Origin of the sequence: Sphingomonas glacialis (genome assembly GCF_006439055.1) — a bacterium.
GTDB classification, from domain to species: domain Bacteria; phylum Pseudomonadota; class Alphaproteobacteria; order Sphingomonadales; family Sphingomonadaceae; genus Sphingomonas; species Sphingomonas glacialis_A.
Genome location: NZ_RCZC01000002.1, coordinates 500,300 through 524,610, shown reverse-complemented (window position 1 = coordinate 524,610; position 24,311 = coordinate 500,300). Strand labels below are relative to the sequence as shown.

The 24,311-nt window shown below is 67.4% G+C and carries 25 protein-coding genes; 17 read left to right on the top strand and 8 right to left on the bottom strand.

The window, feature by feature from the left end; all coding sequences use genetic code 11:
* Nucleotides 1-2: 2 nt before the first annotated feature.
* Nucleotides 3-902: a peptidylprolyl isomerase gene (locus EAH76_RS06260; protein WP_140849231.1), complete on the bottom strand. Its 900-nt coding sequence runs from the start codon at nt 900-902 to the stop codon at nt 3-5.
* Entirely contained in the window at nt 899-1,672 is a 774-nt protein-coding gene (locus EAH76_RS06255; protein WP_140849229.1) for a c-type cytochrome, read from the bottom strand. Before EAH76_RS06255 ends, EAH76_RS06260 begins: the two co-directional genes overlap by 4 nt.
* A gap of 152 nt (nt 1,673-1,824) precedes the next feature.
* Here EAH76_RS06255 and EAH76_RS06250 point away from each other — a divergent pair, with 152 nt between their 5' ends.
* Both EAH76_RS06250 and EAH76_RS06245 read left to right on the top strand, forming a co-directional pair.
* The gene (locus tag EAH76_RS06250) at nt 1,825-2,424 is read left to right on the top strand and encodes a helix-turn-helix domain-containing protein (RefSeq protein ID WP_140849227.1); all 600 of its coding nucleotides are present in this window, start codon (nt 1,825-1,827) and stop codon (nt 2,422-2,424) included.
* A complete protein-coding gene (locus tag EAH76_RS06245) occupies nt 2,390-3,115 on the top strand; it encodes a hypothetical protein (RefSeq protein WP_140849225.1) in 726 nt (241 codons plus the stop codon). The genes EAH76_RS06250 and EAH76_RS06245 overlap by 35 nt, the downstream gene beginning before the upstream one ends.
* A 66-nt stretch (nt 3,116-3,181) precedes the next feature.
* Here the strand turns inward: EAH76_RS06245 and EAH76_RS06240 are convergent, their stop codons facing one another.
* Entirely contained in the window at nt 3,182-3,955 is a 774-nt protein-coding gene (locus tag EAH76_RS06240) for a cytochrome b (protein ID WP_161988980.1), read from the bottom strand.
* Between the two features lie 484 nt (nt 3,956-4,439).
* Here EAH76_RS06240 and EAH76_RS06235 point away from each other — a divergent pair, with 484 nt between their 5' ends.
* Entirely contained in the window at nt 4,440-6,524 is a 2,085-nt protein-coding gene (locus EAH76_RS06235; protein ID WP_241659579.1) for a TonB-dependent receptor, read from the top strand.
* 24 nt (nt 6,525-6,548) lie between these two features.
* On the opposite strand, the gene EAH76_RS06230 is transcribed toward EAH76_RS06235, so the two are convergent.
* The 4 genes from EAH76_RS06230 to EAH76_RS06215 are packed head-to-tail and all read right to left on the bottom strand — an operon-like array spanning nt 6,549 to nt 10,203.
* A complete protein-coding gene (locus EAH76_RS06230) occupies nt 6,549-7,568 on the bottom strand; it encodes an aldo/keto reductase (RefSeq protein WP_140849219.1) in 1,020 nt (339 codons plus the stop codon).
* A 25-nt stretch (nt 7,569-7,593) separates the two neighbouring features.
* Nucleotides 7,594-8,472, bottom strand: a complete 879-nt coding sequence (locus tag EAH76_RS06225) for an amidohydrolase family protein (RefSeq protein WP_140849217.1) — start codon at nt 8,470-8,472, stop codon at nt 7,594-7,596.
* Nucleotides 8,469-9,536 (bottom strand): 4-oxalomesaconate tautomerase, encoded by a 1,068-nt coding sequence (locus EAH76_RS06220; RefSeq protein WP_241659578.1) that lies wholly within the window; start codon nt 9,534-9,536, stop codon nt 8,469-8,471. Before EAH76_RS06220 ends, EAH76_RS06225 begins: the two co-directional genes overlap by 4 nt.
* Entirely contained in the window at nt 9,529-10,203 is a 675-nt protein-coding gene (locus EAH76_RS06215; protein ID WP_140849215.1) for a 4-carboxy-4-hydroxy-2-oxoadipate aldolase/oxaloacetate decarboxylase, read from the bottom strand. The genes EAH76_RS06220 and EAH76_RS06215 overlap by 8 nt, the downstream gene beginning before the upstream one ends.
* A 93-nt stretch (nt 10,204-10,296) precedes the next feature.
* Here EAH76_RS06215 and EAH76_RS06210 point away from each other — a divergent pair, with 93 nt between their 5' ends.
* The 9 genes from EAH76_RS06210 (at nt 10,297) to EAH76_RS06170 (ending at nt 19,902) form a co-directional block, all read left to right on the top strand.
* On the top strand, nt 10,297-11,505 hold the full coding sequence (locus EAH76_RS06210) for a LysR family transcriptional regulator (RefSeq protein WP_140849213.1): 1,209 nt from the start codon (nt 10,297-10,299) through the stop codon (nt 11,503-11,505).
* 52 nt (nt 11,506-11,557) lie between these two features.
* Entirely contained in the window at nt 11,558-12,436 is an 879-nt protein-coding gene (locus EAH76_RS06205; protein ID WP_140849211.1) for an NAD(P)-dependent oxidoreductase, read from the top strand.
* The gene (locus EAH76_RS06200) at nt 12,433-13,458 is read left to right on the top strand and encodes an amidohydrolase family protein (RefSeq protein WP_140849209.1); all 1,026 of its coding nucleotides are present in this window, start codon (nt 12,433-12,435) and stop codon (nt 13,456-13,458) included. Before EAH76_RS06205 ends, EAH76_RS06200 begins: the two co-directional genes overlap by 4 nt.
* On the top strand, nt 13,455-14,486 hold the full coding sequence (locus EAH76_RS06195; RefSeq protein ID WP_140849207.1) for an aromatic ring-hydroxylating dioxygenase subunit alpha: 1,032 nt from the start codon (nt 13,455-13,457) through the stop codon (nt 14,484-14,486). The genes EAH76_RS06200 and EAH76_RS06195 overlap by 4 nt, the downstream gene beginning before the upstream one ends.
* Complete coding sequence (gene ligA / locus EAH76_RS06190) at nt 14,483-14,953, top strand: protocatechuate 4,5-dioxygenase subunit alpha (protein WP_140849205.1); 471 nt, start codon at nt 14,483-14,485, stop codon at nt 14,951-14,953. The genes EAH76_RS06195 and ligA overlap by 4 nt, the downstream gene beginning before the upstream one ends.
* Before the next feature lies 1 nt (nt 14,954).
* Complete coding sequence (locus EAH76_RS06185) at nt 14,955-15,797, top strand: class III extradiol dioxygenase subunit beta (RefSeq protein WP_140849204.1); 843 nt, start codon at nt 14,955-14,957, stop codon at nt 15,795-15,797.
* Nucleotides 15,794-16,735: a Gfo/Idh/MocA family oxidoreductase gene (locus EAH76_RS06180; protein ID WP_140849202.1), complete on the top strand. Its 942-nt coding sequence runs from the start codon at nt 15,794-15,796 to the stop codon at nt 16,733-16,735. The genes EAH76_RS06185 and EAH76_RS06180 overlap by 4 nt, the downstream gene beginning before the upstream one ends.
* Nucleotides 16,732-17,910: a 4-hydroxybenzoate 3-monooxygenase gene (pobA, locus tag EAH76_RS06175; RefSeq protein WP_140849200.1), complete on the top strand. Its 1,179-nt coding sequence runs from the start codon at nt 16,732-16,734 to the stop codon at nt 17,908-17,910. Before EAH76_RS06180 ends, pobA begins: the two co-directional genes overlap by 4 nt.
* Before the next feature lie 816 nt (nt 17,911-18,726).
* Nucleotides 18,727-19,902, top strand: coding sequence for a CaiB/BaiF CoA transferase family protein (locus EAH76_RS06170; protein WP_140849198.1), 1,176 nt, complete (start codon nt 18,727-18,729; stop codon nt 19,900-19,902).
* Here the strand turns inward: EAH76_RS06170 and EAH76_RS06165 are convergent.
* Nucleotides 19,885-20,643 carry a GntR family transcriptional regulator gene (locus EAH76_RS06165; RefSeq protein ID WP_241659577.1) on the bottom strand — a complete coding sequence of 253 codons (759 nt, stop codon included), beginning with the start codon at nt 20,641-20,643 and terminating at the stop codon, nt 19,885-19,887. The genes EAH76_RS06170 and EAH76_RS06165 overlap by 18 nt on opposite strands.
* A 110-nt stretch (nt 20,644-20,753) precedes the next feature.
* Here EAH76_RS06165 and EAH76_RS06160 point away from each other — a divergent pair, with 110 nt between their 5' ends.
* The 5 genes from EAH76_RS06160 to EAH76_RS06140 are packed head-to-tail and all read left to right on the top strand — an operon-like array spanning nt 20,754 to nt 24,304.
* Nucleotides 20,754-22,169, top strand: coding sequence for a 3-isopropylmalate dehydratase large subunit (locus EAH76_RS06160; protein WP_431357984.1), 1,416 nt, complete (start codon nt 20,754-20,756; stop codon nt 22,167-22,169).
* Nucleotides 22,166-22,810, top strand: a complete 645-nt coding sequence (gene leuD / locus EAH76_RS06155) for a 3-isopropylmalate dehydratase small subunit (RefSeq protein ID WP_140849194.1) — start codon at nt 22,166-22,168, stop codon at nt 22,808-22,810. The genes EAH76_RS06160 and leuD overlap by 4 nt, the downstream gene beginning before the upstream one ends.
* A 31-nt stretch (nt 22,811-22,841) precedes the next feature.
* Entirely contained in the window at nt 22,842-23,417 is a 576-nt protein-coding gene (locus tag EAH76_RS06150; RefSeq protein ID WP_161988979.1) for a carboxymuconolactone decarboxylase family protein, read from the top strand.
* Nucleotides 23,418-23,430: 13 nt separating this feature from the next.
* Nucleotides 23,431-24,066: a glutathione S-transferase family protein gene (locus EAH76_RS06145; RefSeq protein ID WP_140849190.1), complete on the top strand. Its 636-nt coding sequence runs from the start codon at nt 23,431-23,433 to the stop codon at nt 24,064-24,066.
* A gap of 58 nt (nt 24,067-24,124) precedes the next feature.
* On the top strand, nt 24,125-24,304 hold the full coding sequence (locus EAH76_RS06140) for a hypothetical protein (protein WP_140849188.1): 180 nt from the start codon (nt 24,125-24,127) through the stop codon (nt 24,302-24,304).
* Nucleotides 24,305-24,311 lie beyond the last annotated feature (7 nt).

Here is a 24,311-nt window from a genome sequence, read left to right as displayed (position 1 = left end):
CATCATCGCAGATCCGTGGCGATCTTGATGTCGGCGCGTTTCTTGAGGAAGCGCTTGTTGCCGTCCTGCAACCGCGTGACCTTGTCGGCGAGGAAGTCGCGCAACACCTGATCGCGTGCGTCGGCGTATGGCGTAGCGATCGGATGCGTGTTCTTGACCATCTGCACGATTTGCAGCCCGTCGGGCGCGGCGATCGGATCGGACACCGCCCCGTCGGCGAGCCGCCGCGCGACCGCAAAGATCGGCTTGCCGAGATGTTCTTCGGCGGCGAAGTAGAACTCCTCGCCGTCGTCGACGCGACCCGTCGTCTTGAGGCCGAGTGCTGCGGGCGCCGCACCGCTCCGCAACGCCGCCACGACCTTCGCGTCATCGGCGCCGCGCGGCAGCAGCCATTCGTGCAGCGTCATCATGCCTTCGCTCGCATAGTGCCCGCGATGCGCGGCGTACCAGGCGGCGAGTTCGGCCTCAGACGGCTTGGCGGTCATCGCGTCCTGCGCGATCTGTCCTTCGGTCGCCTGAACAAGCGCCTGGCGGACATCGATATCGTCATTGGGCAGCCCCATCTCGACTCCGCGCTGGACGTACAGCTCCTCGCGGATCATGCCGTCGAGCACCTTCTGCTTCTGCGCCTGCGTGATCTGCCCGTAGGGCAGGGTGTAGAGCGCGGTCGCCTGCGCGATCAGGTCGGCGCGCAGCACCGGCACGTTGTTGACCAGCGCGGCATCCTCGGCCGGGACCGACGCGGTGCGCGTCCCCTGCGCGGTGAAGAGGCCATAGCCCGCCAGTGCGAGCCCGATCAGCGCACCGATCGCGGCGAGCAGGATCGAGCGGCGGCTTACCGGCTGGCGAATATCCCGGATCGGCCCGTCGAACGCCGGCGGGGACGAGGCTTGCTCGATCATTTCCTGTCCTGTCGATTGGGCGCCAGCGCGGCGACATAGACCGCGACACTGCGCAATTGCGCTGCGGTCAGCGTGTGGGCGAAGGCCGGGCTGACCCCGGCGCGGCCGCGGGTCAGCGTGCGGCGAATGTCGTCGGGGCTGCCGCCATAGAGCCAGATATCGTCGGTCAGCGCGGGGGCGCCGATCGCGATGTCGCCGGCAAGGTCGCGGCCATGGCAGTCCCAGCAGCCGGCCGTGGTATAGGCGTCGCGCCCGCGCGCGACCGCGGCCTGGTCGGTCGCGCGCCCGGTGAAGTTGAGCAGGAACTGGGTCAGTCCCTCGATCTGTGCCGGGGTCTGCGGCGGCAAGGGCTCGGCGGCGTCGGGGATCTTCTGCGCATAGGCCGGCATCACCGCGAGGTTCCAGCCATGCTTGTTGCCCGCGCGGATGCCATAGCGCGCGATGTCCTCGATCTGCGCGACGGTGCCGGTGCCGTAGAGATGGTCGTCGTCGGTCAGGTCGGGTGCGCCGAGCGTCTTGTCGCCCTTGCCGGTCACGCCGTGACACCCGGCGCAATATTGCACGAAGACGGACTTGCCGGCGGCGAGCGCGGCGCTGCGGAGCTGGGGGTCTGCCAGGATCGCATCGGGGTCGGCGCGAACGACGCTCGCCGAGCTTTGCGCGCGCACGATCAGCGTTGCCAGCAAGGCTGCCGCGCACAGGAAGACGATCAGCCCCCAGGTCCGCGGTCGCGCTATGACGCGGGCGATGAAATTTCGGTGGCCGATCATGGCTGTTCGCTTGACCGATCGCATTTTGCGGGTCCAGCAGCGAACGGTAACGTACATGTTGCGGCTGGCGTTACGCCGCGTAGGATCGAACGGCGAGGAACTATGGTGGTGTGCGCGCGATCCTTCCCTTGGTTGATTGACTGCAAGATTTCATGAAACCCGACCCGACCGAATATCGCGAGCGCCTGGCCGCCGAAGCCGCGTCGATCCGCGACAGCGGCAGCCTCGGTCGCTCGGAGCCGTTGATCCGGCTGTTCGATTTTCTGCTCGAGCGTTCGCTGGCCGGCCGCATCCCCAAGGAAATCGAGATCGCGCAGGAAGTCTTCAACAAGACGACCGATTTCGACATGATGCTCGACGCCTCGGTGCGGGTCTATATCCACCGGCTGCGGCGTAAGCTCGAGGAACATTATCGCGCCGCGCCGCTGGCCGCCAATCGGATCTCGATCCCGCTCGGCGAATATCATCTGGTGCTCGCCGAGCCGGGGATCGCCGCGCCGGAACCGGCCCCGGCGCCCGATCTGCCTGCGGTCGCCGCGCCCGAGCCGAGACGCACAAAACGCCGCGCGTGGATCGGCGTGGCGGTGGTGGCGCTCCTGGCGGTCAATGCCGCGACCTGGGTCTATTTCATCGATCGGCTCCCGTCCGAAGTCCGTCCGGTGCTCAACAAATTGTGGCAGCCGCTGGCGCAGAACAAGCGGCCGACCGCGATCGCGCTTGGGCGACTATTATATCTTCGGCGACGCCAGTGACGGCGTCACGGTGTCGCGGCTGGTGCGCGACTTCTCGATCAATTCGCGCGAGGAGCTCGACGCGCATCTGATGAGTCACCCCGAGGAGATGGGGCGCTACATCGATCTCAACCTGCATTATCTGCCGACCGCGAGCGGGCCCGCTCTGGGCAGCCTGTTGCCGATCATCGATGCGGCGGCGGCGTCGAGCGGCATCCGACCGCGGATTTCCACCATATCGACGCTCGAGGCCGATCTCTTCAAGACCGTCAATGTCGTCTATGTCGGCTTTCTCAGCGGGCTGGGTCCGCTGCAGGCGCCGCTGTTCCGCGCCTCGGGCTTCAAGATCGGCGCGAACTATGACGAGCTGATCGACAAGGCCAGCGGCCGCCATTTCAAGTCGGACTGGGGGCTGGTGGCGGACGGCAAGGTGCCGCAGCGCGACTATGGCTATCTCGCCAGTTTGCCCGGTCCGGCGGGCAACCGGATCATCATCGTCGCGGGAACGCGCGATGCCGCGGTGGCGCAGATGGCTGAAGTCTCGGTCGACAAGCAGCAGCTCGACACGATCGATGCCCGCAGCGGCGGCGGCGCGTTCGAGGCGCTGTTCGAGGTGCGCACGCTCGGCAACCTCAACCTCGGCAGTTCGCTCGTGCTGGTGCGCCCGATCCATGCCGACAAGATCTGGCAGCCCGACCGCGCCGGCGAGTAAGCCCCGTCGCACATGCAAAAGACCGCCGGCGCGGTGCCGACGGCCTTTGCTGGTTCTCGCGACCGCTTAGACGAGCGGTCTGCGCCTGCCGGCCCCCATGCGCTGGAACTGGGGCTCCTTGTCGATGATCTGATGTTTGAGCGCGCCGGCGATATGCGCCAGCAGCAGCACGATCATCAGATAGCCACCGATCTTGTGCCATTCGGCAAACTGCTCATGCAGCTCGTGCTGCGGTTTGACGCCGCCCGGTTCGAACCCGATATTGGTGATCGGCGTGATCATCGGCAGCGGCACGATCCACCAGATACCGGGCGGACCCATACGTGCCGGCGGGCCGCCGGGACCGCCGGGCGCGCCACCCGCGCCACCCGCGGGACGGGCCATCGGCGACGCCGCCATCGGCAGCTTGGCGACCTTTGAGCCCGGCGAGCCGGCAGGCGGATGCGCGGACAGGATCGCCCATCCGAGCAGCGGCATCACGACCATCGCAGTGTAGAGCAGGAAATGGACGATATGCGAGGCATGGCGCTCCACCGGCTTCATGCCCGCCGAATAGGCCGGCGGCTCGTGCGCCAGGCGCCAGACGATCCGCACCACGCTCAGCGCGAGCACGGTCATGCCCGCCGAGAGGTGCGTCGTGATGCCGAAGCCGTAAAACGCGCGGTGCGTCTTGAAGAAATCCTTGGCGACGTCCCAGATGAGCAGGCCGCTGATGAGGTTATAGAGAATGAACGCGGCGATCGCCCAGTGGAGCCACATCGCCACCCGCGTGTAGCGGGCGTGATCGCCGATCTGCACGCTGCTATATTGCCGATCGTCGTCGGCGGCTATCGCGACCATATGCTCTCCCTGGGTTCTGCCGTTTCTGCATGCACGGCACGATCGTGGTGGACGTCCGCGAATATACCGCGCCGCCAATGAATGGATAGTCATATTTGCACTATGCGGTCAGTTGTGTCGTGCTGAACGCTGGGCGGTCGCGAGCGTCGCGTCCGCGCGGGCTGAACGGGCGCCGGCGCCATCCTTGACATCGTTACGCAGGCGGTATTGGCGCCGCGGTAACGGACGCGTACGGTTCGGTAACGTACTCCAGACCGTTGATAACTTGGCGATCGCCGCCGTCGCGCTAGCCTCTTGCTCGAGAACAGAGACGCCGAGAGGGATGGACTTGATAGGACGCGCATTGCTGCTGGCATCGGTAGCCGGATTGTATCTGCTGGACCCGTGTCCCGCATCCGCCCAATCCGCGGCAGGGGGCGGGGATCGCGCCGCATCGCCGTTGATCGTCGATCCTGCGACGGCCGTTGCGGGCGGACCGTCGGCTGTGGACGCGCCCGATCCCGCCACGCCGGCTCTGCAGAACACCGATATCATCGTCACCGCCTCGCGGCTCGACCTGCTCGGCCGCGCGGCGACCGCAAGCCAAGGGACGATCACCGCGAAGGAAGTCGCGCTGCGCCCGATATACCGTCCGGGACAGCTGTTCGAGAGCATTCCGGGGCTGGTCGTCACGATCCATTCGGGCGAGGGCAAGGCGCAGCAATATCTCATCCGCGGGTATAATCTCGACCACGGCACCGACTTTGCCAGCTTCGTCGACGACATGCCCGTCAACCGGCCGAGCAACACGCACGGGCAGGGCTATTCCGACCTCAATTTCCTCATTCCCCAGATCGTCAGCGCGATCGATTATACCAAGGGGCCCTATTATGCCGGGATCGGCGATTTCGGCTCGGTCGCCTCGGCCCACACGCGCATCGCCAACGAGATCCCGAACCAGGCGCGGGTGACGGTCGGCACCGATGGTTATCAGGAGCTGTTCGGCGGCGGCACGGTCCGGCTCGGCGACGACCGCCGGCTGCTCGCCGCGATCGACCTCGCGTATTACGATGGTCCGTGGAAGCCCGCGCAGGACTTCAAGAAGGTCAATGCGACGCTGCGCTACAGCCAGGGCAATGCGACCGACGGCCTGAGCGTGACGGGAATGTTCTACCAGAGCGGTGGTGGCCTGATCACCGATCAGCCGCTGCGCGCGGTCGAGGGGGGGCTGATCGATCGCTTCGGCACGCTCGATCCGTCCGACCACAGCGAGTCGCTCCGCTACAGCCTGTCGGCGCACCTCGACAAACCGGTCGGCGCCGGGCAACTCGCCGTCAGCCTCTATGCGATCCACAGCACGATGACGCTGTGGAACAACTTCACCCACTATCTCTATGATCCCGTGAACGGCGATCAGGCGTCGCAGAGCGAGGATCGCAATACCTTCGGCGGGACGGCGGCCTATACCTTTCAGAGCCGCTTCGGAACGCTCCAAAGCGAGACGGTGGTCGGGCTGCAGGCGCGCTACGACACCGCGTTCGTCGATCGTAAGCATACGCGCGGCCGCACCACGACGCTCGACTATTGCAACCTGCAGCAGGACGATGGGCCGATCCTGACCTATGCCGCGGTCAACGGCTATTGCACCGCCGACCGCGTCCACATGCTCGACATCGCGCCATATGTGCAGAACACGCTGCACTGGACGCCGTGGCTGCGCACCATCGTCGGCCTGCGCGAGGAATATTACCGGGCGAGCGACGTGAGCTTCGTCACCGGCACGCGCGGGCGTGGCGACCAATGGCTGGCACAGCCCAAGGCAAGCGTCGCGGTCGGGCCGTTCGCCAAGACCGAACTCTATGCGAGCTACGGCCGCGGCTTCCATTCGAACGACGTGCGCGGGGTGTACGGCACGGTGCCCGCCGTCGGCACGCCGCTCGCCAGCGGCAGCACGCCGTTGCTCGCGCAGACGACGGGCTTCGAGATCGGGATCCGGTCGAACATCATCCCGCGCCTGTCGCTGCAGCTCGCCGTGTTCCAGCAGGATTTCGATTCGGAGCTGCGGTACAATGCCGATACCGGGCAGGACGAGGCGGGCGCGCCGAGCCGACGCACGGGGCTGGAGGTTTCGGGCCAATATCATCCGTTCCGCTGGCTCGAACTCAATGCCGACCTCGCCTTCGCCAAGCCGCGCTATCGTACCGCCGATCTCGCCGCCTACGGGCTCGCCGGGCCGTACATCGCCGATGCGCCGAACTTCATCTATTCGGCGGGCATTCTGGTCGACAAGCTCGGCGGCTGGTCGGGCAGTCTCGTGTGGCGCCGGCTCGGCACGCATCATCTGAGCGACGGCGACGCGCTGCCGATCGACCGCGGCTATAGCGAGTGGAACCTCAACATCGGCTATGCCTTGCCGCACGGCTGGCAGATCGGCGTCGGCATCTTCAACCTGTTCAACAGCCGCGATGCAGCCGCCGATTATTATTACACCAGCCGCCTGCCGGGCGAGCCGAGCGAGGGGGTGGCCGGCTTCCAGCAGCATCCGCTCGAACCCCGCTCCGCGCGCTTCTCGCTGACCAAGACCTTTTAAGCGATGGCGGCACGGCGTCGGCGGTCAGGCCGCCGGCGCGGCGATTTCCTCGTCGGGCAGCAGCTCGGTATCGATCTGCGCCTGCATCGCCGCGGTGTAGCGCGGACCCTTTAGCGCGCCTGGCGGAAAGAGCTGGTCGATCGCATCGACCAGGTCCGCTGCCAGCGGGCGCGATGCCGCCGCCAGGTTTTCGGCGAGATGCGGTGCGTCGGTCGTACCCGGGATCGGGATGATGAAGGGCCGCTGGGCGAGCACCCATCCGAGTGCGAGCTGCGCCGGGGTGAGGCCGGCCTGTGCGGCGAGCGCGTCGAACGCCGCGACGAGCTTCAGATTCTCCGACAGCAACGGCTCGACGAAGCGGGGCATTGGGCGGCGGATGTCACCCGCGGCATAGGTGTCGTCATGGATCGCGCCAGCGAGCAGCCCGCGCGCCACCGGCGAGAAGGCTACGAGCGCGATGCCGAGCTCGGCGCACGCATCGAGCACCGCGACTTCGGGGTTGCGCACGGCGGGCGAATATTCGGACTGCACCGCCGCGATCGGATGAACCGCGTGCGCGCGGCGGATCGTCGCGGCCGACATTTCGGACAGGCCGATCGCGCCGATCTTGCCGGCGTCCTTGGCGCGGACCAGCGCGCCGATCGACTCCTCGATCGGGACGCGGCGGTCGAGCCGGTGCATGTAATAGAGGTCGATATGGTCGGTGCCGAGCCGCTCCAGCGCGCCGTCGAGCGTGCGCGCGATCGCGGCGGGCGAGCCATCGAGGCTGCGCTTGCCGTCGATCATGTCGAGTACGCATTTCGACGACAGCGTGAATTCGCGGCGGCGGTGCATCACCGCGCGCCCGATCAGCCGTTCATTCTCGCCGCCGCCATAGAGCGCCGCGGTATCGAGCAGCGTGTAGCCGAGATCGAGCGCTTGATTGAGCAACCGCGCGCCGTCCTCGGCGGTCGGTGGAACGCCGTAGGCATGGCTGAGGTTCATGCAGCCGAGCCCGATCGCCGAGACGGTGAACGGGCCGATCGTGCGGGTCGGCAAGGTCATGGCAGCTCCGAATGCAACGGGCGGGTCAGCCCAGTTGCTCGGGCCAATACAGCCGCATCGGATTGTCCACCAGCAGCTTGCGCTGTAAGTCGGCAGTCGGAGCGATCCGCGGGATGACATCGACCAGCGTGCCGTCGTCGGGGATACGATGTTCCATATTGGGGTGCGGCCAGTCGGTGCCCCACAGCACGCGATCGGGGAAGCGCTCGACCACCGGGCGGATCACCGCGACGAAATCGTCGAACGGCGGGCCTTGGGGCGACAGCCGTTCGGCGCCCGAAACCTTGGTCCAGATGTTCGGGTGATCGTCGAGCAGCTGCACGAAACGCGTGATGTCGGCGCCGCCGGGGCCTTGCGCGATGTCGGGGCGGCCGAGGTGGTCGACCACGATCGTCGTCGGGATCGCGGCGAGGAAGGGTTCGAGTTCCTCGAGGATATCGGCCTCGAAATAGACGACGACGTGCCAGCCGAGCGGGGCGATGCGCCGCGCGATGTCGAGGAACTTGTCCTTGGGCGCATCGTCGACGAGGCGCTTGAGGAAGTTGAAGCGGACGCCGCGAATGCCGCCGTCGTGGAGCTTCTGCAGTTCGGCATCGTCGATGTCGGGGCTCACCACCGCGACGCCGCGCGCGGCACCGCCCGACTTTGCGATCGCGTTTAGCGTCGCTTCATTGTCGGTGCCGTGGCAGCTCGCCTGGACGATCACGTTGCGCGCGAAGCCGAGCTGGTCGCGGAGCGCGAACAGCATTTCGGGGGTGGCGTCCTCGGGGTGGTATTTCGCCTTGGGGCTGAACGGGAAGTCGGCCTCGGGCCCGAAGACATGGACGTGCGCGTCGATCGCGCCGGGGGGCGGGGCGTAGCTTGGCGTGCTCGGCTGATCGACCCAGGTCTTGGTGCGGCTCATGCGAAAACCTCTCCGTCCATCAATTTGCGCGCGGTGCGCAGCATGCCCGCCTCGACCGGCTGGTCATCAGCGTCGATCGTCACGACGCATTCGGTGACGCCGCTCGGATGCTCGACGCCGAGCGTCTTGGTGTTGCCCTCGGGCACGTGCGCGAGCGCGGCGGCGGGCGAGCCCTCGATCAGGCAGGCGGTCGCGACGCTGACCGCGCCGAGCACGCCGATCGAGGCGTGGACGCGGTGCGGGATCAGCGAGCGCACCGCGATCGCGCCGCCATCCTTGGGGGCTGCCACGAGCATCATCTTGGGGACCGACTTTTCGGTGACGTCGCCGAGGTTCATCAGCGGGCCGGCCTTCAGGCGGATCGCCTCGATCTTTGCCTTCATCGCGTCGTTCGCATCGAGCGTCTCGCGGTCTTCGTATCCGGTGACGCCGACGTCCGCGGCGGCGAAAACGACGCAGGGCATGCCGTTGTCGATCAGCGTAACCTGCACCCCGTCGATCGTGTCGACGCCGTTGCCGGTCGGCAGCAAAGCGCCGCACGACGATCCGGCGGTGTCGCGGAAGGCGAGCGGGATCGGCGCGGCGGTGCCGGGAACGCCGCTGATCGTCGCATCGCCGTCGTAGCGGACGTGGTCGCCCGGCGTTTGCAGCGTGGCGACGGCGACCTGACCCGTATTCTCCATGAAGATCGCGACGCGGGTTTCGTCGCCGCTCGGCCTCACCAGCCCGCGCTCGACCGCGAAGGGGCCGACGCCGGCGAGCATGTTGCCGCAATTCTGGCTGTCGCTGACGAGCGGCTGATCGACGAACACCTGGAGGAACAGATAATCGACGTCGACGCCCTCGCGCGCGGATTTCGATACGACCGCGACCTTCGAGGTCAGCGGATCGGCGCCGCCCATGCCGTCGATCTGGCGCGGATCGGGCGAGCCCATGATCCGCAACAGGAACGCGTCGCGCGCCGCCGGATCGACGGGTAGATCGTCGGCGAGGAAGAACGCGCCCTTCGACGTGCCGCCGCGCATCCACATGCAGCGCACGCCCGGAGTGGCGGGGTCACTCATAGCGCAGCCCCAGCGCTTCGAGCTTGCCGCGCATATCGTAGATATCGACCCCGAGCTCGCCCGCCGCGAGCCGCTGGCGCTTCGATTCCTCGTTCGCCTCGCGCTTGCGCGCCGCTTCGAGCACGGCTGGCGCATCGGCGCGCTTGACGACGCAGACGCCATCGTCATCGGCGACGATCACGTCGCCCGCCTCGATCGCCGCGCCCGCGCAGACGATCGGCACGTTGACCGAGCCGAGCGTCGCCTTGATGGTCCCTTGCGCGAACACCGCCTTCGACCAGACCGGGAAGCCCATTTCCTTGAGGTCGCGCACGTCGCGCACGCCCGCGTCGATCACCAGCCCGCGACAGCCGCGCGCCATCGCGCTGGTCGCCAGCAGGTCGCCGAAATAGCCATCGACACACGGCGAGGTCGGCGCGAGGACGAGGATGTCGCCTTCCTTCAATTGCTCGATCGCCACGTGGAGCATCCAATTGTCGCCCGGCGGCGACGAGATGGTGACCGCCGATCCGGCGATCCGCGCTCCGGAATAGATCGGCCGCATGTAATGCGCGAGCAGGCCGATGCGCCCCTGCGCCTCGTGCACGGTCGCCACGCCGGCATGGGCGAGACCATCGATCACGCTCTGCTCCACTCGCGAAATCTCGCGTACCACGCGTCCGGCCATGCTCACTCTCCTTGCGGCGTCGGAGTGCCCGGCGCGGCCGAAACCCCCAAATCAAATCTCGTGCACGGCCATAAGATTATACTATGGGAGGGTATGGCGCACGATCCGCTCGACCTCAATCTCCGTCACCTTCACGCGCTGGCGACCGCGACCGAGCTTGGCAGCATCAGCCTTGCGGCCGAGGCGGAGAATCTGTCGCAGCCGGCGCTGACGCAGGGGATTGCCAAGGTCGAGCGGCAGCTCGGCGTCGCCTTGCTCGATCGACGCGCCGACGGGGTGAGCGCGACTGCGGCCGGCGCCGCGCTGGTGGTGCGGATCCGCGCGGCCTACGCGCGGCTTGCCGAGGCGTCGCGCGCGAGCGCGCGCAGCGGGGCGCGGGGGTTTGCACGGCCCGAACGGCTGATCACCGCGACGCAGCTGCGCGCGTACCTCGCCTTGGCGAATGCCGGCAGCTTCGCGGCGGCGGCGCTCCAGCAAGGGCAGTCGCAGCCTGCGGTGCACCGCGCGGTGCGCGATCTCGAGAGCCTGTATGGCGTGCCTTTGGTCGAGCGGCGCGGGCGGGGCGTGGCATTGACGCACGCCGGGCGACGCCTCGCGCGCGGCGCGCGGCTGGCGGTGCTCGAACTCGCCGCGGGGCTGGTCGAGGCGCTGCCCGAGGGCGCTGCCGAGCGGATCGCGATCGGCGCGATGCCTTTGTGTCGCGCGCTCGTCCTGCCGCATGCGATCGCGGCGTTCGCGCGGAGCGAGGCGCGCGTTACGGTCGACGTGCGCGAGGGATCGTGGCGCGAACTGGTCGAGCCGCTGCTCGATGGCGAGATCGACGTGATGATCGGCGCGTTGCGCGAGGTCGCGCCTGCCGGGCTCGAACAGGCCCCGTTGTTCGAGGACCGCCTGGTGATCGTCGGACGGGTCGATCATCCGCTCGCCGGGCGCACGCCCGAACCCGCCGACCTGCTGCGCTATCCATGGATCGTCGCGCCCCATGGATCGCCCTTGCGCACGTTATGGCAGGGCCTGTTTGCCGATGGCGCGGTGCCCGAGGCGCCGATCGAATGTGGATCGGTGATGGTGATCCGCGGCGTGCTGCGCGACAGCGATTTCCTGACGTTGCTGTCGCCCGACCAGGTCGCGCCCGAGCTCGCGACCGGCGTGCTCCGCCAGATCGGCGATCCGATCGCGCAGGCTGTGCGGACGATCGGGCTGACGGTCCGGCAGAATTGGCGTCCGACGCCCGAGCAGGAGCATTTCCTCCAGCTGCTCCGCGCGGCAGTCCGCGAAACGAGACTTCCGGAAAACCGATAGCGGGTGGCAATTGTGATTGGCGGGGCGGGCGCGTCTTCGCCACCCTGCTCTCATGGCGACGCAAGATCCCAGTTTCATCGGTTTTGGAGAGGCGGCGATGGCCTTCGCCGGCGGCCTCTCGGCATCGGGATATGATCGCAAGCTCGCCGGTCCGGCGACGCGCGCCGCCAAACTGGCTGACTTCGCCTCACTCCAGACGCAGCCCGCTATGACCAACCGTGAGGCGGTAGCGGGCAGGGCGGTGATCCTGTCGCTCGTCACCGCCGACCAGGCGCGCGCCGCGGCAGAAGAAACCGCGCTGTCGATCGCGCCCGGTGCGCTGTTCTGCGACCTCAACTCGGTCGCCCCCGAAACCAAGCGCCACGCCGCGCAGGCGATCGAGCAGGCCGGCGGCCGCTATGTCGATGTGGCGGTGATGGCGCCGGTCCATCCGCTCGGCCGCAAGGTGCCGCTGCTCGTGGCCGGCCCGCATGCCGAGGCTGGCGCCGAAGCATTGACCGCGATCGGCTTCACCAACGTCCGCATCGTCGGCACCACCATCGGCGCGGCGAGTGCGATCAAGATGATCCGCTCGGTGATGGTCAAGGGGCTCGAGGCGCTCACCGCCGAATGCCTGCTCGCCGCCGAAGCGGCGGGGGTGCGCGAAGAAGTGCTCGCCTCGCTCGACGCCAGCGAACGCGTGCGGCCCTGGGCCGAGCGTGGCGCCTACAATCTCGAACGGATGATCGTCCATGGCGGCCGCCGCGCCGAGGAAATGACCGAAGTCGTCAAGACGCTCGACGCCCTCGGCACCGGCTCGGCGATGGCACGCGCTACCACCGAGCGGCAGCGCGCGATCGGTGCGCTCGGCGTCGCCCCCACCGATACCCTCGATTCCACGCTCGCGCTGCTCAATGCGCGGCTTTCTCCTGCTTTCGGATGTGCCGCATGACCCTCGTGATCGACTGCCATGGCCATTACACCACGGCGCCACCCCAGCATGACGCGTGGCGCGCCGAACAGACCGCGGCATTCAAGGCGGGCACCCCGGTCCCGGCTTACCCTGCGATCAGCGACGACGAGATCCGCGCTACGATCGAGGCGAACCAGCTCAAGCTGATCCGCGAGCGCGGCGCCGACATGACGATCTTCAGCCCACGTGCTTCGACGATGGCGCCGCATGTCGGCGACGAGAGCATCGCGCTGCAATGGGCACAGGTGTCGAACGACCTGATCGCGCGCGTCTGCGATCTTTACCCCGAGACCTTCGTCGGCGTCTGCATGCTGCCGCAGAACCCGCAGGCCGACATGGCGGGCTCGATCGCCGAGCTCGAGCGCTGCGTCGTCGAGCGTGGCTTCATCGGCTGCAACCTCAACCCCGATCCCGGCGGCGGCCACTTCACCGCGCCGCCGCTGACCGACCGCTTCTGGTATCCCTTCTACGAGAAGATGGTCGAGCTCGATGTGCCCGCGATGATCCACGTCTCGGGATCGTGCAATCCGGCGATGCACGCCACCGGCGCTTATTACATCGCCGCCGACACGATCGCCTTCATGCAGCTGACTCAGGGCGATCTGTTTCGCGATTTCCCCACGCTGCGCTTCATCATCCCGCACGGCGGCGGCGCAGTGCCCTATCATTGGGGGCGCTATCGCGGGCTCGCCGACATGCTCAAACAGCCCGATCTGGCGACGCACCTGATGAACAACGTGTATTTCGACACCTGCGTCTATCACCAGCCCGGCGTGAACCTGCTGGCCGAGGTGATCGACAGCAAGAATATCCTGTTCGGCAGCGAGATGGTCGGCGCGGTGCGCGGGATCGACCCGCAGACCGGCCACTATTTCGACGACACCAAGCGCTATATCGACGCGCTCGCCATCCCCGAGGCGGATCGCGCGGCGATCTTCGCGGGCAATGCGCGCCGCGTCTTCCCGCGGCTCGACGCCAAGCTGAAGGCGCGCGGGCTGTGAGCACCTGGGTCACCAACGCCTGGTACGTCGCCGGCTGGGATAGCGAAGTCGATCACACGCCGCTCGCGCGCACGATCTGCGGTGTGCAGATCATGCTCTATCGCAAGCTCGACCGGCAGGTCGTGGCGATGCGCGATGCCTGCCCGCACCGGCTGCTGCCGCTGTCGATGGGAATCCGCGAGGGCGACTCGATCCGCTGCAAATATCACGGACTGAAGCTCGGCCCCGACGGCGTTGCGCAGGAAATGCCGCTCAAGACCGACCGCGTGAACACGCGCGTCTGCGCCGAGACCTATGTCGTCGCCGAGAAGCATCGCTTCGTGTGGCTGTGGGTCGGCGACAAGGCGCTCGCCGATGAATCGCTGATCCCCGATCTGTGGCCATGCTCGACCCCGGGCTGGACCTTCGACGGCGGCTATTACCATGTCGAAGCCGACTACCGGCTGATGATCGACAATCTGATGGACCTGACGCACGAGACACACGTCCATTCGGGCTCGATCGGCCAGCCCGAACTGATGGAAGCGCCGCTCCAGACCCGCGTCGAGGGCGACCGCGCCTATGTCGCGCGCTGGATGCCCGGCGTCGATGCGCCGCCCTTCTGGCGCGGCGCGCTCAAGCAGCCGGGGCCGGTCGACCGCTGGCAGATCTGCGAATTCCTCGCGCCCTCCTCGGTGATGATCGACGTCGGCGTGGCGCCGGTCGGCGCGGGCGCGACGCTCGAGAGCCATGACCAGGGCGTGCGCGGGATGGTGGTCGATTGCATGACCCCGGAGAGCGAGGGCACGATGCACTATTTCTGGGGGATGGCGCGCAGCTTCGACGTCGACGATCCCGGCTTCACCGCGCGCTTCAAGCGCGCGCAGGGGGGGGTGTTTTCCGAGGACAAGGAAATCCTCGAGGCGCAGCAGCGCGCAATCGCGCTCAACCCCGATCTCAAGCTCAACGCGTACAATATCGACGAGGGCGGCACGCGCGCGCGGCAGATCATCCGCCGCCTGATCGCCGCCGAGGAGGCAAGGGCATGACGGCACCGCGCGACATCCACGCTTATCTCGCCGAGCTCGAGACGATCCCCGGCACGCGCGTCTACACCGCGGCGCGGGCGCGGAAGGGCTTCCACCTCAACCAGTTCGCCTTCAGCCTGATGCAGGCCGAGAATCGCGAGCGCTTCAAGGCCGACGAGCGCGCCTATCTCGACGCCTGGCCGCTGACCGACGCACAGAAGGCGGCGGTGCTGGCGCGCGATTACAATGCGATGCTCGACGCGGGCGGCAACATCTATTTCCTGGCGAAGATCTTCTCCACCGACGGCAAGAGCTTCCAATATGCCGCCGGCACGATGACCGGCATGAGCCAGGAGGAATATGCCGCGATGATGCTCGGCGGCGGGCGCTCGCCCGAGGGCTTGCGCTCGCATGCCGAGCAAGCGGCGCTCGCCGAGGTGGCCGAGATCGCCTCCGAAATCCCCAATGCGCCGACGGCGGAGAACTGACATGGCCCGCATCACCGCCGGCATCACGACCAGCCACATCCCCGCGGTCGGCGCCGCGCTCGACAACGGCAAGGCAGACGAGGCCTATTGGCAGCCGGTCTTCGCCGGTTACGAGTTCGCGCGGACCTATGAGCGCGACACCAAGCCCGATGTCGTGATTCTGGTCTATAACGACCACGCCTCGGCGTTCGACATGACCTTCATCCCGACCTTCGCGATCGGGTGCGCCGATAGCTTCCCGATCGCCGACGAGGGCTGGGGGCCGCGCCCGGTGCCCGAAGTGCAGGGCCATGCCGATCTCGCCTGGCACATCGCGCAGAGCTGCATCCTCGACGAATTCGACATGACGATCATCAACGCGATGGCGGTCGACCACGGGCTGACCGTGCCGATGTCGCTGATGTTCGGGCAGGTCGACGCCTGGCCGGTCAAGGTCGTGCCGATCGCGGTCAATGTCGTCACCTATCCGCCGCCCTCGGGCAACCGCTGCTGGCTGCTCGGCGAGGCGATCGCGCGCGCGGTGGCGAGTTACCCCGAGGATCTCAACGTGCAGATCTGGGGCACGGGCGGGATGAGCCATCAGCTCCAGGGGCCGCGCGCCGGGCTGATCAACAAGGCATGGGACACCGCCTTCCTCGACAAGCTCACCGCCGACCCAGAGGCGCTGCGGCACATGCCGCATATCGACTATCTGCGCGAAGCGGGGAGCGAGGGGATCGAACTCGTCATGTGGCTCATCATGCGCGGCGCGCTGGGGCCCAAGGTGCGCGAGCTGCACCGTCATTATCACGTGCCGGCGTCGAACACCGCCGTCGGCCACATCGTTTTGGAGCCATTGCCATGAAGATCGCCCTCGCCGGTGCCGGCGCTTTCGGGGAAAAGCATCTCGACGCCCTTGCCAAGATCGACGGAGTCGAGGTCGTTTCGATCGTCGGCCGTCGGCTCGAGCCGACCCAGGCGGTCGCCGCCAAATATGGCGTGCAGCATGCCTGCACCGAGCTCAGCGAAGCGCTCGAACAGCCCGGGCTCGACGCGGTCATCCTCGCCACCCCGACGCAAATGCATGCCGAGCAGGCGATCCAGTGCATGGCGGCGGGCAAGCATGTCCAGGTCGAGATCCCGCTGTGCGACAGCCTCGCCGACGGCGAAGCCGTGCTGGCGAAAGCCGAGGAGACCGGTCTCGTCGCGATGGTCGGCCATACGCGGCGCTTCAACCCGTCGCACCAGTTCATCCACGACAAGATCGTCGCGGGCGACCTGGCGGTCCAGCAGATGGACGTGCAGACCTATTTCTTCCGCCGCAAGAACATGAACGCCAAGGGCGAAGCGCGCAGCTGGACGGATCACCTGCTGTGGCACCACGCCGCGCACACCGTCGACCTGTTCGCCTATCAGGCGGGGCCGATCGTCCAGGCCAATGCGATTGCCGGGCCGCTTCATCCCGAGCTCGGCATCGCGATGGACATGTCGATCCAGTTGAAGGCCGAGAGCGGTGCGATCTGCACGCTGTCGCTGAGCTTCAACAATGATGGGCCGCTCGGCACCTTCTTCCGCTACATCTGCGACAACGGCACCTGGATCGCGCGCTACGACGATCTCGTGACGGGCCGCGAGGAGCCGATCGACCTGTCGGGTGTCGCGGTGTCGAGCAACGGCATCGAGCTGCAGGACCGCGAATTCGTCGCGGCGATCCGCGAGGGGCGCGAGCCCAATGCGAGCGTCGCGCAGGTCATGCCGTGCTACCGCATCCTCGACCAGCTCGAGCGTCAGCTCGCGTCATGAGCACGCGCCGCACCCAGGTCGCCGTGATCGGCGCCGGACCCGCCGGGCTGCTGCTCGCGCATCTGCTGCGCGCCGAGGGGATCGACGTGATCGTGATCGAGCGCCAGACGCCCGATTACGTCCTCGGGCGGATCCGTGCGGGCGTGCTCGAACGCGGGACGACCGATCTGCTCCACCAGCTCGGGCTCGGCGCGCGGCTGACGGCCGAGGGGATGGTCGAAGACGGCTTCGCCCTTGCCGATGGCGAGCATCTGATCCGCATCGACATCGCCGCGCTGACGGGCAAGCGCGTCACCGTCTACGGCCAGACCGAGGTGACGCGCGACCTGATGGATGCGGCGCCGGCCCGCGGGATCGAGATCGTCTATGGTGCGTCGGATGTCGCGCTGCATGATCTGACCGACGACCGCGCGGCGGTGACCTTCAGCGTCGACGGTGTCGAACAGCGGATCGAGGCCGATTTCATCGCCGGCTGCGACGGCTTCCACGGCCCCTCGCGCAAAGCGATCCCGATGGCGGAGCGGCGCGAGTTCGAGCGCGTCTATCCGTTCGGCTGGCTCGGGATCCTCGCCGATGTCCCGCCGTGCCACCCCGAACTGATCTACGCGAACGGCCCCAAGGGCTTCGCGCTCGCCTCGATGCGATCGCCGACGCGCAGCCGCTATTACATCCAGGTGCCGCTGACCGACCGGATCGAGCAATGGCCCGAGGCGCGGCTGTGGGACGAGCTCGAGGAGCGTTTCGCGCCGCTCGCCGCCGGGCCGGTGACGCGCGGACCCGCGCTCGAAATGTCGATCGCGCCGCTGCGGTCGTATGTATTCGAGACGATGCGCTACGGCCGGCTGTTCCTCGCGGGCGATTCCGCGCACATCGTGCCGCCGACCGGGGCGAAGGGGCTCAACCTCGCGGCGTCCGACGTCGCCTATCTCAGCCAGGCGATGATCGGCCATTACCGGCGCGGCGACGATAGCGGGCTCGACGGCTATCAGGCCAAGGCGCTCGCGCGGATCTGGAAGGCCGAACGCTTCAGCTGGTTCCTGACCAAGCTGATGCACCGCTTCCCCGACGACGGCCCGTTCGAGCACCGCATGCAATCGGCCGAGCTCGCCTACCTCGCCGGATCGACAGCGATGCAGACCGCGGTGGCGGAGAATTATGTCGGGCTGCCGCTGTGAACCGGACGGCTGTGGGGCGGGCCGCGTAGTCGAGCGAGGAGCTCGGCCGCTCGGTGCCCGAGGATCGAGCGCGCTAGGCGTACCGTCAAGAACCGCGTCTCGTTGAGCAAGGCGTCGGACATGGGACGATTGTCTAGGCGCTTGGCCTGACTGGCTACGGTCGCGCAAGGCCATAGTCTGCTCGGTCTCGGCCTTGTCATCGGCGGGTCGATCACCGGCTTTCTGTTGCGCAAGGTGTCGTACCCCGACACTCGTCCCACGGCGCGAAGTCGGTTACCAGACGGGCGCCGCGCGAAGTCGTCGCCCGTTGTGAGACGACCCGTCATACGCCTGTTGTGCCGCGCGTATCATGAAATCATCGACACGATATCGGCGGTCGAGGCGAGCCAAGTTCCGCTTTGCGCGCCAGCCACGCCAGCAGCGCCTGTAACGCATCGATTGGATAGTGCCGGCTCATCACATAGGCGTCACTTGCAGCACCAGCCTGCGGCCGCCCTGTGAATCGATTTCGCCGTCCACCTAGGCATAGGCACCGTGGATCTGTTCGGCATGGCGCTCCGCGCTGTGCTGGCGTGGCGTATTCCAGCTTTGCGAGCGCGATCGGGCGCCAGCCTGCCGGCGCGTGCAGGATATGCGGCGTGCCGAGCGACGCCGCGATCAGCCCGCCTGTCGTCTTCAGGCACACCACTGGCGATCGCCGCATCGACCGCGATGATTGCGCGCGCAGCCCGCTACGAGCCCCGCTTGGCTTTATTGTCATAACACTATATCAAATGAATTGCGCCGGTCGAGGGCGTGTACGAACGGGGAAATGGAATGGACCGGGAAACTCTGCCGCTGACGGGTCTGACGGTCGTCGAATTCACGCATATGGTGATGGGGCCGTCTGTCGGGGTGATCCTCGCCGATCTCGGTGCCGACGTGATCAAGGTCGAGCCGATCGGGGGCGATCAGACGCGGCGGCTGCTGGGCTCGGGCGCCGGCTATTTCCCGATGTTCAACCGCAACAAGCGCAGCATCTGCCTCGATCTCAAGAGCGAACAGGGCATCGCGCTGGCCAAGCGGCTGGTCGCCGGTGCCGATATCCTGGTCGAGAATTTCCGTCCGGGCACGCTGGCGCGCCTCGGCCTGGGCTACGAAGCGATGGCGGAAACCAATCCGCGGCTGATCTATTGCTCGGCCAAGGGCTTCCTCGCCGGCCCCTATGAAAATCGCACCGCGCTCGACGAGGTCACGCAGATGATGGGCGGCCTTGCCTATATGACCGGGCCGCCGGGCCGGCCGCTCCGCGCGGGATCGTCGGTGATCGACATCACCGGCGGCATGTTCGGCGTGATCGGCGTGCTCGCCGCGCTCGAGCGGCGGCATCGCACCGGGCGTGGCGGCGAGGTGAAATGTTCGCTGTTCGAGACGACCGCCTTCCTGGTCGGGCAGCATATGGCGCAGATGGCGGTGACCGGGCAGGCCGCGCAGCCGATGCCGGTGCGCATCTCCGCCTGGGCGATCTACGACGTGTTCGAGACGGCGCAGCCCGAGGAGCAATTGTTCGTCGGCGTGGTCAGCGATGCGCAATGGACGGCGTTCTGCGCCGCATTCGGGCTCGACGATCTCGGCGGCGATCCCGCGCTTGCGCTCAACAATCAGCGGGTGCTGGCGCGCGATGCGATCCTGCCGCGCGTGCGTGCGATGTTTGCCGGCATGCGGCGCGACGACTTGGTCGCAAAGCTGGAGGCGATCGGCCTCCCGTTCGCGCCGATCGCGCGGCCCGACGACCTGTTCGACGATCCGCATCTCAACGCGGCCGGCGGACTGCTCGACGTCACCATCCCCGGCGGAGCGGCGACGCGGCTGCCGGCGTTGCCGCTCGAATTCGATGGCGAACGCCCGGGCCTGCACCACGACATCCCGACGATCGGCCGCGACGGCGATGCGATCCTGCGCGACCTCGGCTTCGACGATGCCGAGATCGCGGCGCTAACGTCGTCCGCCTGACGCGCTGAGATCGACGCTGATCCGGTAGCGATCGGCGCGATAATCGGCGATCGTGAGCAGCAGCGGCGTGCCCGCATCGTCCTGGACGTGGCGTTCGACGCGCAGCACCGCGGCGCGCGGCTCGAGCGCGAGCGCTTCGACCAGTTCGGGATCGGCCGACAAGGCCGAGATCGTCTGGCTGCCGCTGCCGATCCGCGCGCCCGAGCGCAGCAGCAGTTCGAGCAGGGGCGCGGTGGTCAAGGCGGTCTCGGTCAGGACGTCGGCGAAGCGCAGCGGCGTGTAACTGACGATCCGGCCGAGCGGTTCGCCGTCCTTGTACCGCACCCGGACGGCGCGCAGCACCTCCATCTGGGGGTCGATGCCCAGCGCCTCCGCCACCCCCGGATCGGCCGGCACCGCGCCAAACGCCAGGACGCGCACCGCCGTATCGCGCCCGAACGCCAGCAGCGACTCCACCGTCTGGTCGATATCCGCGTCGATCGCGGCGGGCCGCGCGCGGTGGATGACGCGCGTGCCGATCCGGCGCCGCCGCTCGACCAGCCCCATGTCGCTCAATTCATCGAGCGCACGCCGCGCCGTTATCCGCGAGACGCCGAACCGCTCCGACAATTGATGCTCGGTCGGAACCGTGCTGCCATAAGCGCGCGTTCCCGACAAAATCTCGTCGCGCAGCGCCAGAAAGATCTGGTGATACAGCGGGACGGCATCGCCGCGCCGCATCGTGGTCGTTCCGTTCTTCACGCATCCTCCATTCGCACGTTACGCTACACCGAGATAGCGCAACCGCCAGTCGACTTTTATGATATACATGTATATCAAATGCCGTGCCCCAGATGGGGACGGGAAACGAGGTGCGCATGGCGTCGACGGTATTCGAAAAGATCTGGCAGGCGCACCGCGTGCTCGATCTCGGCGGCGCGACCGCCTTGATCGCGATCGACCGCGTGTTGCTGCACGAGCGCACCGGCGGTGTCGCGCTGCAAAGCCTCGCCGCGGCCGGCCGCGCGGTCGCTTGCCCCGAACAGGCGTTCGCGACGATGGATCACGTCGTCGATACGCGCCCCGGGCGCACCGACGTCACGACCATGCCGACGGGCACCGCTTTCATCACGGCGACGCGCGAGGCCGCCAACGCCGCGGGCATCCGCCTGTTCGATCTCGGCGATCCGGGGCAGGGGATCGTCCATGTCCTGTCGCCCGAGCAGGGGATCGTGCTGCCCGGCCTGACCCTGGTCTGTCCCGACAGCCATACCTGTTCGCAAGGCGCGCTCGGTGCGCTGGCCTGGGGCATCGGCTCGACCGAAGCGGAACATGCGCTCGCGACGATGACGCTGCGCATCGACAAGCCCAAGATGATGCGGATCACGATCGAGGGTGCGCTCGCGCCCGGCGTGACGGCGAAGGACCTCGCGCTGCATCTGCTCGCCACGTTCGGCGCTTCGGGGGCGAAGGGCCATGTCGTCGAATATGACGGCCCGGCGGTGCGCGCGCTGGATGTCGAGGGGCGGCTGACCTTGTGCAACATGGCCACCGAATTCGCGGCCTTCTCGGCGATCATTTCCGCCGACGAGGTCGTGTTCGACTATCTCGCCGGCCGCCCGTTCGCCCCTGCCGGGGCCGCATGGGACGTGGCAGTCGCGCATTGGCGCAGCCTGCACAGCGATGCCGATGCGGTGTTCGACGTCGACTACACCGTCGATGCCCGCGAGGTCCGGCCGATGGTGACATGGGGCACCAGCCCGCAACATGCCGTGCCGCTGACGGGCGCGGTGCCGGCCCATGCCGAGATCGCCGCGCGCGATACGGCTGAGGCGCACGGCCGCGCGCTGGACTATATGGGGCTGGCGGCTGCCACCCCGATGATCGGCCTGCCGATCGACGCGGCTTTTATCGGCTCGTGCACCAACAGCCGCCTGTCCGATCTGCGCCGCGCCGCCGCGATCCTCGCGGGGCGCCATGTCGCGGACGGTGTCCGTGCGATCTGCGTGCCGGGTTCGAGCCAGGTCAAGGCGGCGGCCGAAGCCGAAGGGCTCGATCGCATCTTCGTCGCGGCGGGTTTCGAGTGGCGTGAATCGGGCTGCTCGATGTGCTTCTTTGCCGGCGGGGAAAGCTTCGGCGCGCAGGAGCGCGTGATCAGCTCGACCAATCGCAATTTCGAGAGTCGGCAGGGGCCGGGAACGCGATCGCACCTCGCCTCGCCGGAAACGGTCGCGGCATCGGCGCTTGCCGGACATATCGCCGATCCGCGCGATTGGGCCGCAGCATGAGCCAGCCGTTCGATACGCTCGTCGCGGTCGCCGCGCCCTTGGTCCGCGACAATATCGATACCGATGCGATCATCCCGTCGCGCGAGATGACCGCGGTGTCGAAGCAGGGCCTGGGCGTCGGGCTGTTCGCCAGCCTGCGCTATGTCGCGATCGGAAGTCGCGCGCCGCGGCCCGATTTCGTGCTCAACCAGCCGGCCTATGCGGGCGCGGAGCTGTTGCTCGGCGGCGACAATTTCGGCTGCGGGTCGAGCCGCGAACACGCCGCCTGGGCGCTCGCCGATTACGGGTTCCGCGCGGTGATCGCGCCGTCGTTCAATCCGATCTTCCGCGGCAATTGCGTGCGCAACGGCATCGTGCCGATCGTACTGCCGCGCGACGCGATCGAAACGATCGCCGCCGACGTGTCGCCTGATCCGCAGGCGCGCCGGGTGACGATCGATTTGCCGCACCAGACCGTCCGGACTGCGGCGGGCGTCGAGTGGACCTTCGAGATAGACGGCGAGGCCAAGGCGATGCTGGTGGCCGGGCTCGACGCGATCGATCTGACGCTGACGCATCGCGATGCGATCGCCAGCTTCCGCGCGGTCGATGCTGAGCGGCGGCCATGGGCCTATCCGCCGCGCGCGGGCGATACGGCTTGACGCCCTAGAGTTGTACGGACAAATTATCGGTATGCAGCCAGAGACAGTGTTCAACCGCGTCCCGCGCGAGGCGCTTGCGCCCAACCTGCAGCCGATGTGGGATCATTCGGCTGCGCTGCACGGCGACACGACCTTTTTCGAGGTTATGGGCAACGCGCCGGAGGCGACGCGCTGGTATATGGATCAGTTCTACCGCCAGCTCTTCCATTCGGGGCGGGTCGATCAGAAGATCCTCGAGCTGGTGCGGCTGCGGCTGGCGAACATCCACGGCTGCGCCTTCTGCAACCGCAGCGACCGGATCGCGGCGCTATCCGCCGGTTTGAGCGAAGCGGAGATCGATGCCATCGCCGACTATCGCGCTGGTCCGTTCGACGAACGCCAGAAAGCCGCGCTCGAACTCGCCGACGTGATGGCGCTGACCAATGCGAAGGGCGCCGTCTCGAAGGCGCTGTACGACCGCATGAAGCGCAGCTTCAGCGACGGCGAACTGGTCGAGCTCGGGCTCGTCATGGCGGTGCTGGTCGGCATGGCGAAGTTCATCTTCGCCTACGATCTGGTCGAGAAGGAAGACTATTGCCCCTTCATCCCCGACGCCGCGCGGCTTTGATCGGCCTGGCGCGATGATCGATTTCTACACCAGCGACACCGCCAACGGCCAGAAGGTCGCGCTGATGCTCGAGGAGACGGGGCTGGCCTATCGCCGTCACGACGTCGATCTGGTCGGTGGCGCGCATCTCGAAGCCGCGTTCCTGGCGGTGCATCCGCTCGGCAAGATCCCCGCGATCGTCGATGCCGACGGGCCGGGGGGCACGCCGCTGGCGCTCGGCCAATCGCTGGCGATCGTGCTGTACCTTGCCGAGAAGAGCGGCCGCCTGCTTCCGGAGGACCCCCGCGAACGCGCGCTCGCGCTGCACTATATGGCGCTGGTCGCGAGCGATATCGGCGCGGCGTTTTCGGGTCTGTCCAATTGCGGACTGCTGCTCGAGATGACGGGCCGGCCGGTGGTTCGCGAGACGGTCGCCTATTTCACCGATCAGGCGCATCGCGGGCTTGCTGTGCTCGAGCACCGCCTGTCGGAAAGCGCGTACCTCGCTGGCGACGCGTTCACGGTGGCCGACATCCTGGCCTATCCCATCGCCGTTTCGTCGGTGCGATTGTTGGGGCCAGAGCCGTTGGCGGCGTACCCGGCGATCGCGCGCTGGGCGGGCGTGATCGCGCTACGGCCAGCCACGCGCAGGGTGTTCACAAAGCTCTAGTGCGAGTGGCGGGCACCCGCTATTTGTCCGGACAAATATCGCGCCGCAGGAGCCGCTCATGACCGAACAGTATCGCGCCATCCGGCTCGAACGCTTTGCCGCAACGTTCCGCGAGGCCGCCGACATCGCGACGCTGCCGCTCGAAGCGCCACGCGCGGGCGAGCTTTCGGTGCGCAATCACTGGTGCGGGATCAACGGCATCTTCGATACGCAGATCGCGCGCAATGCGGTCGATTAAGGCGGCT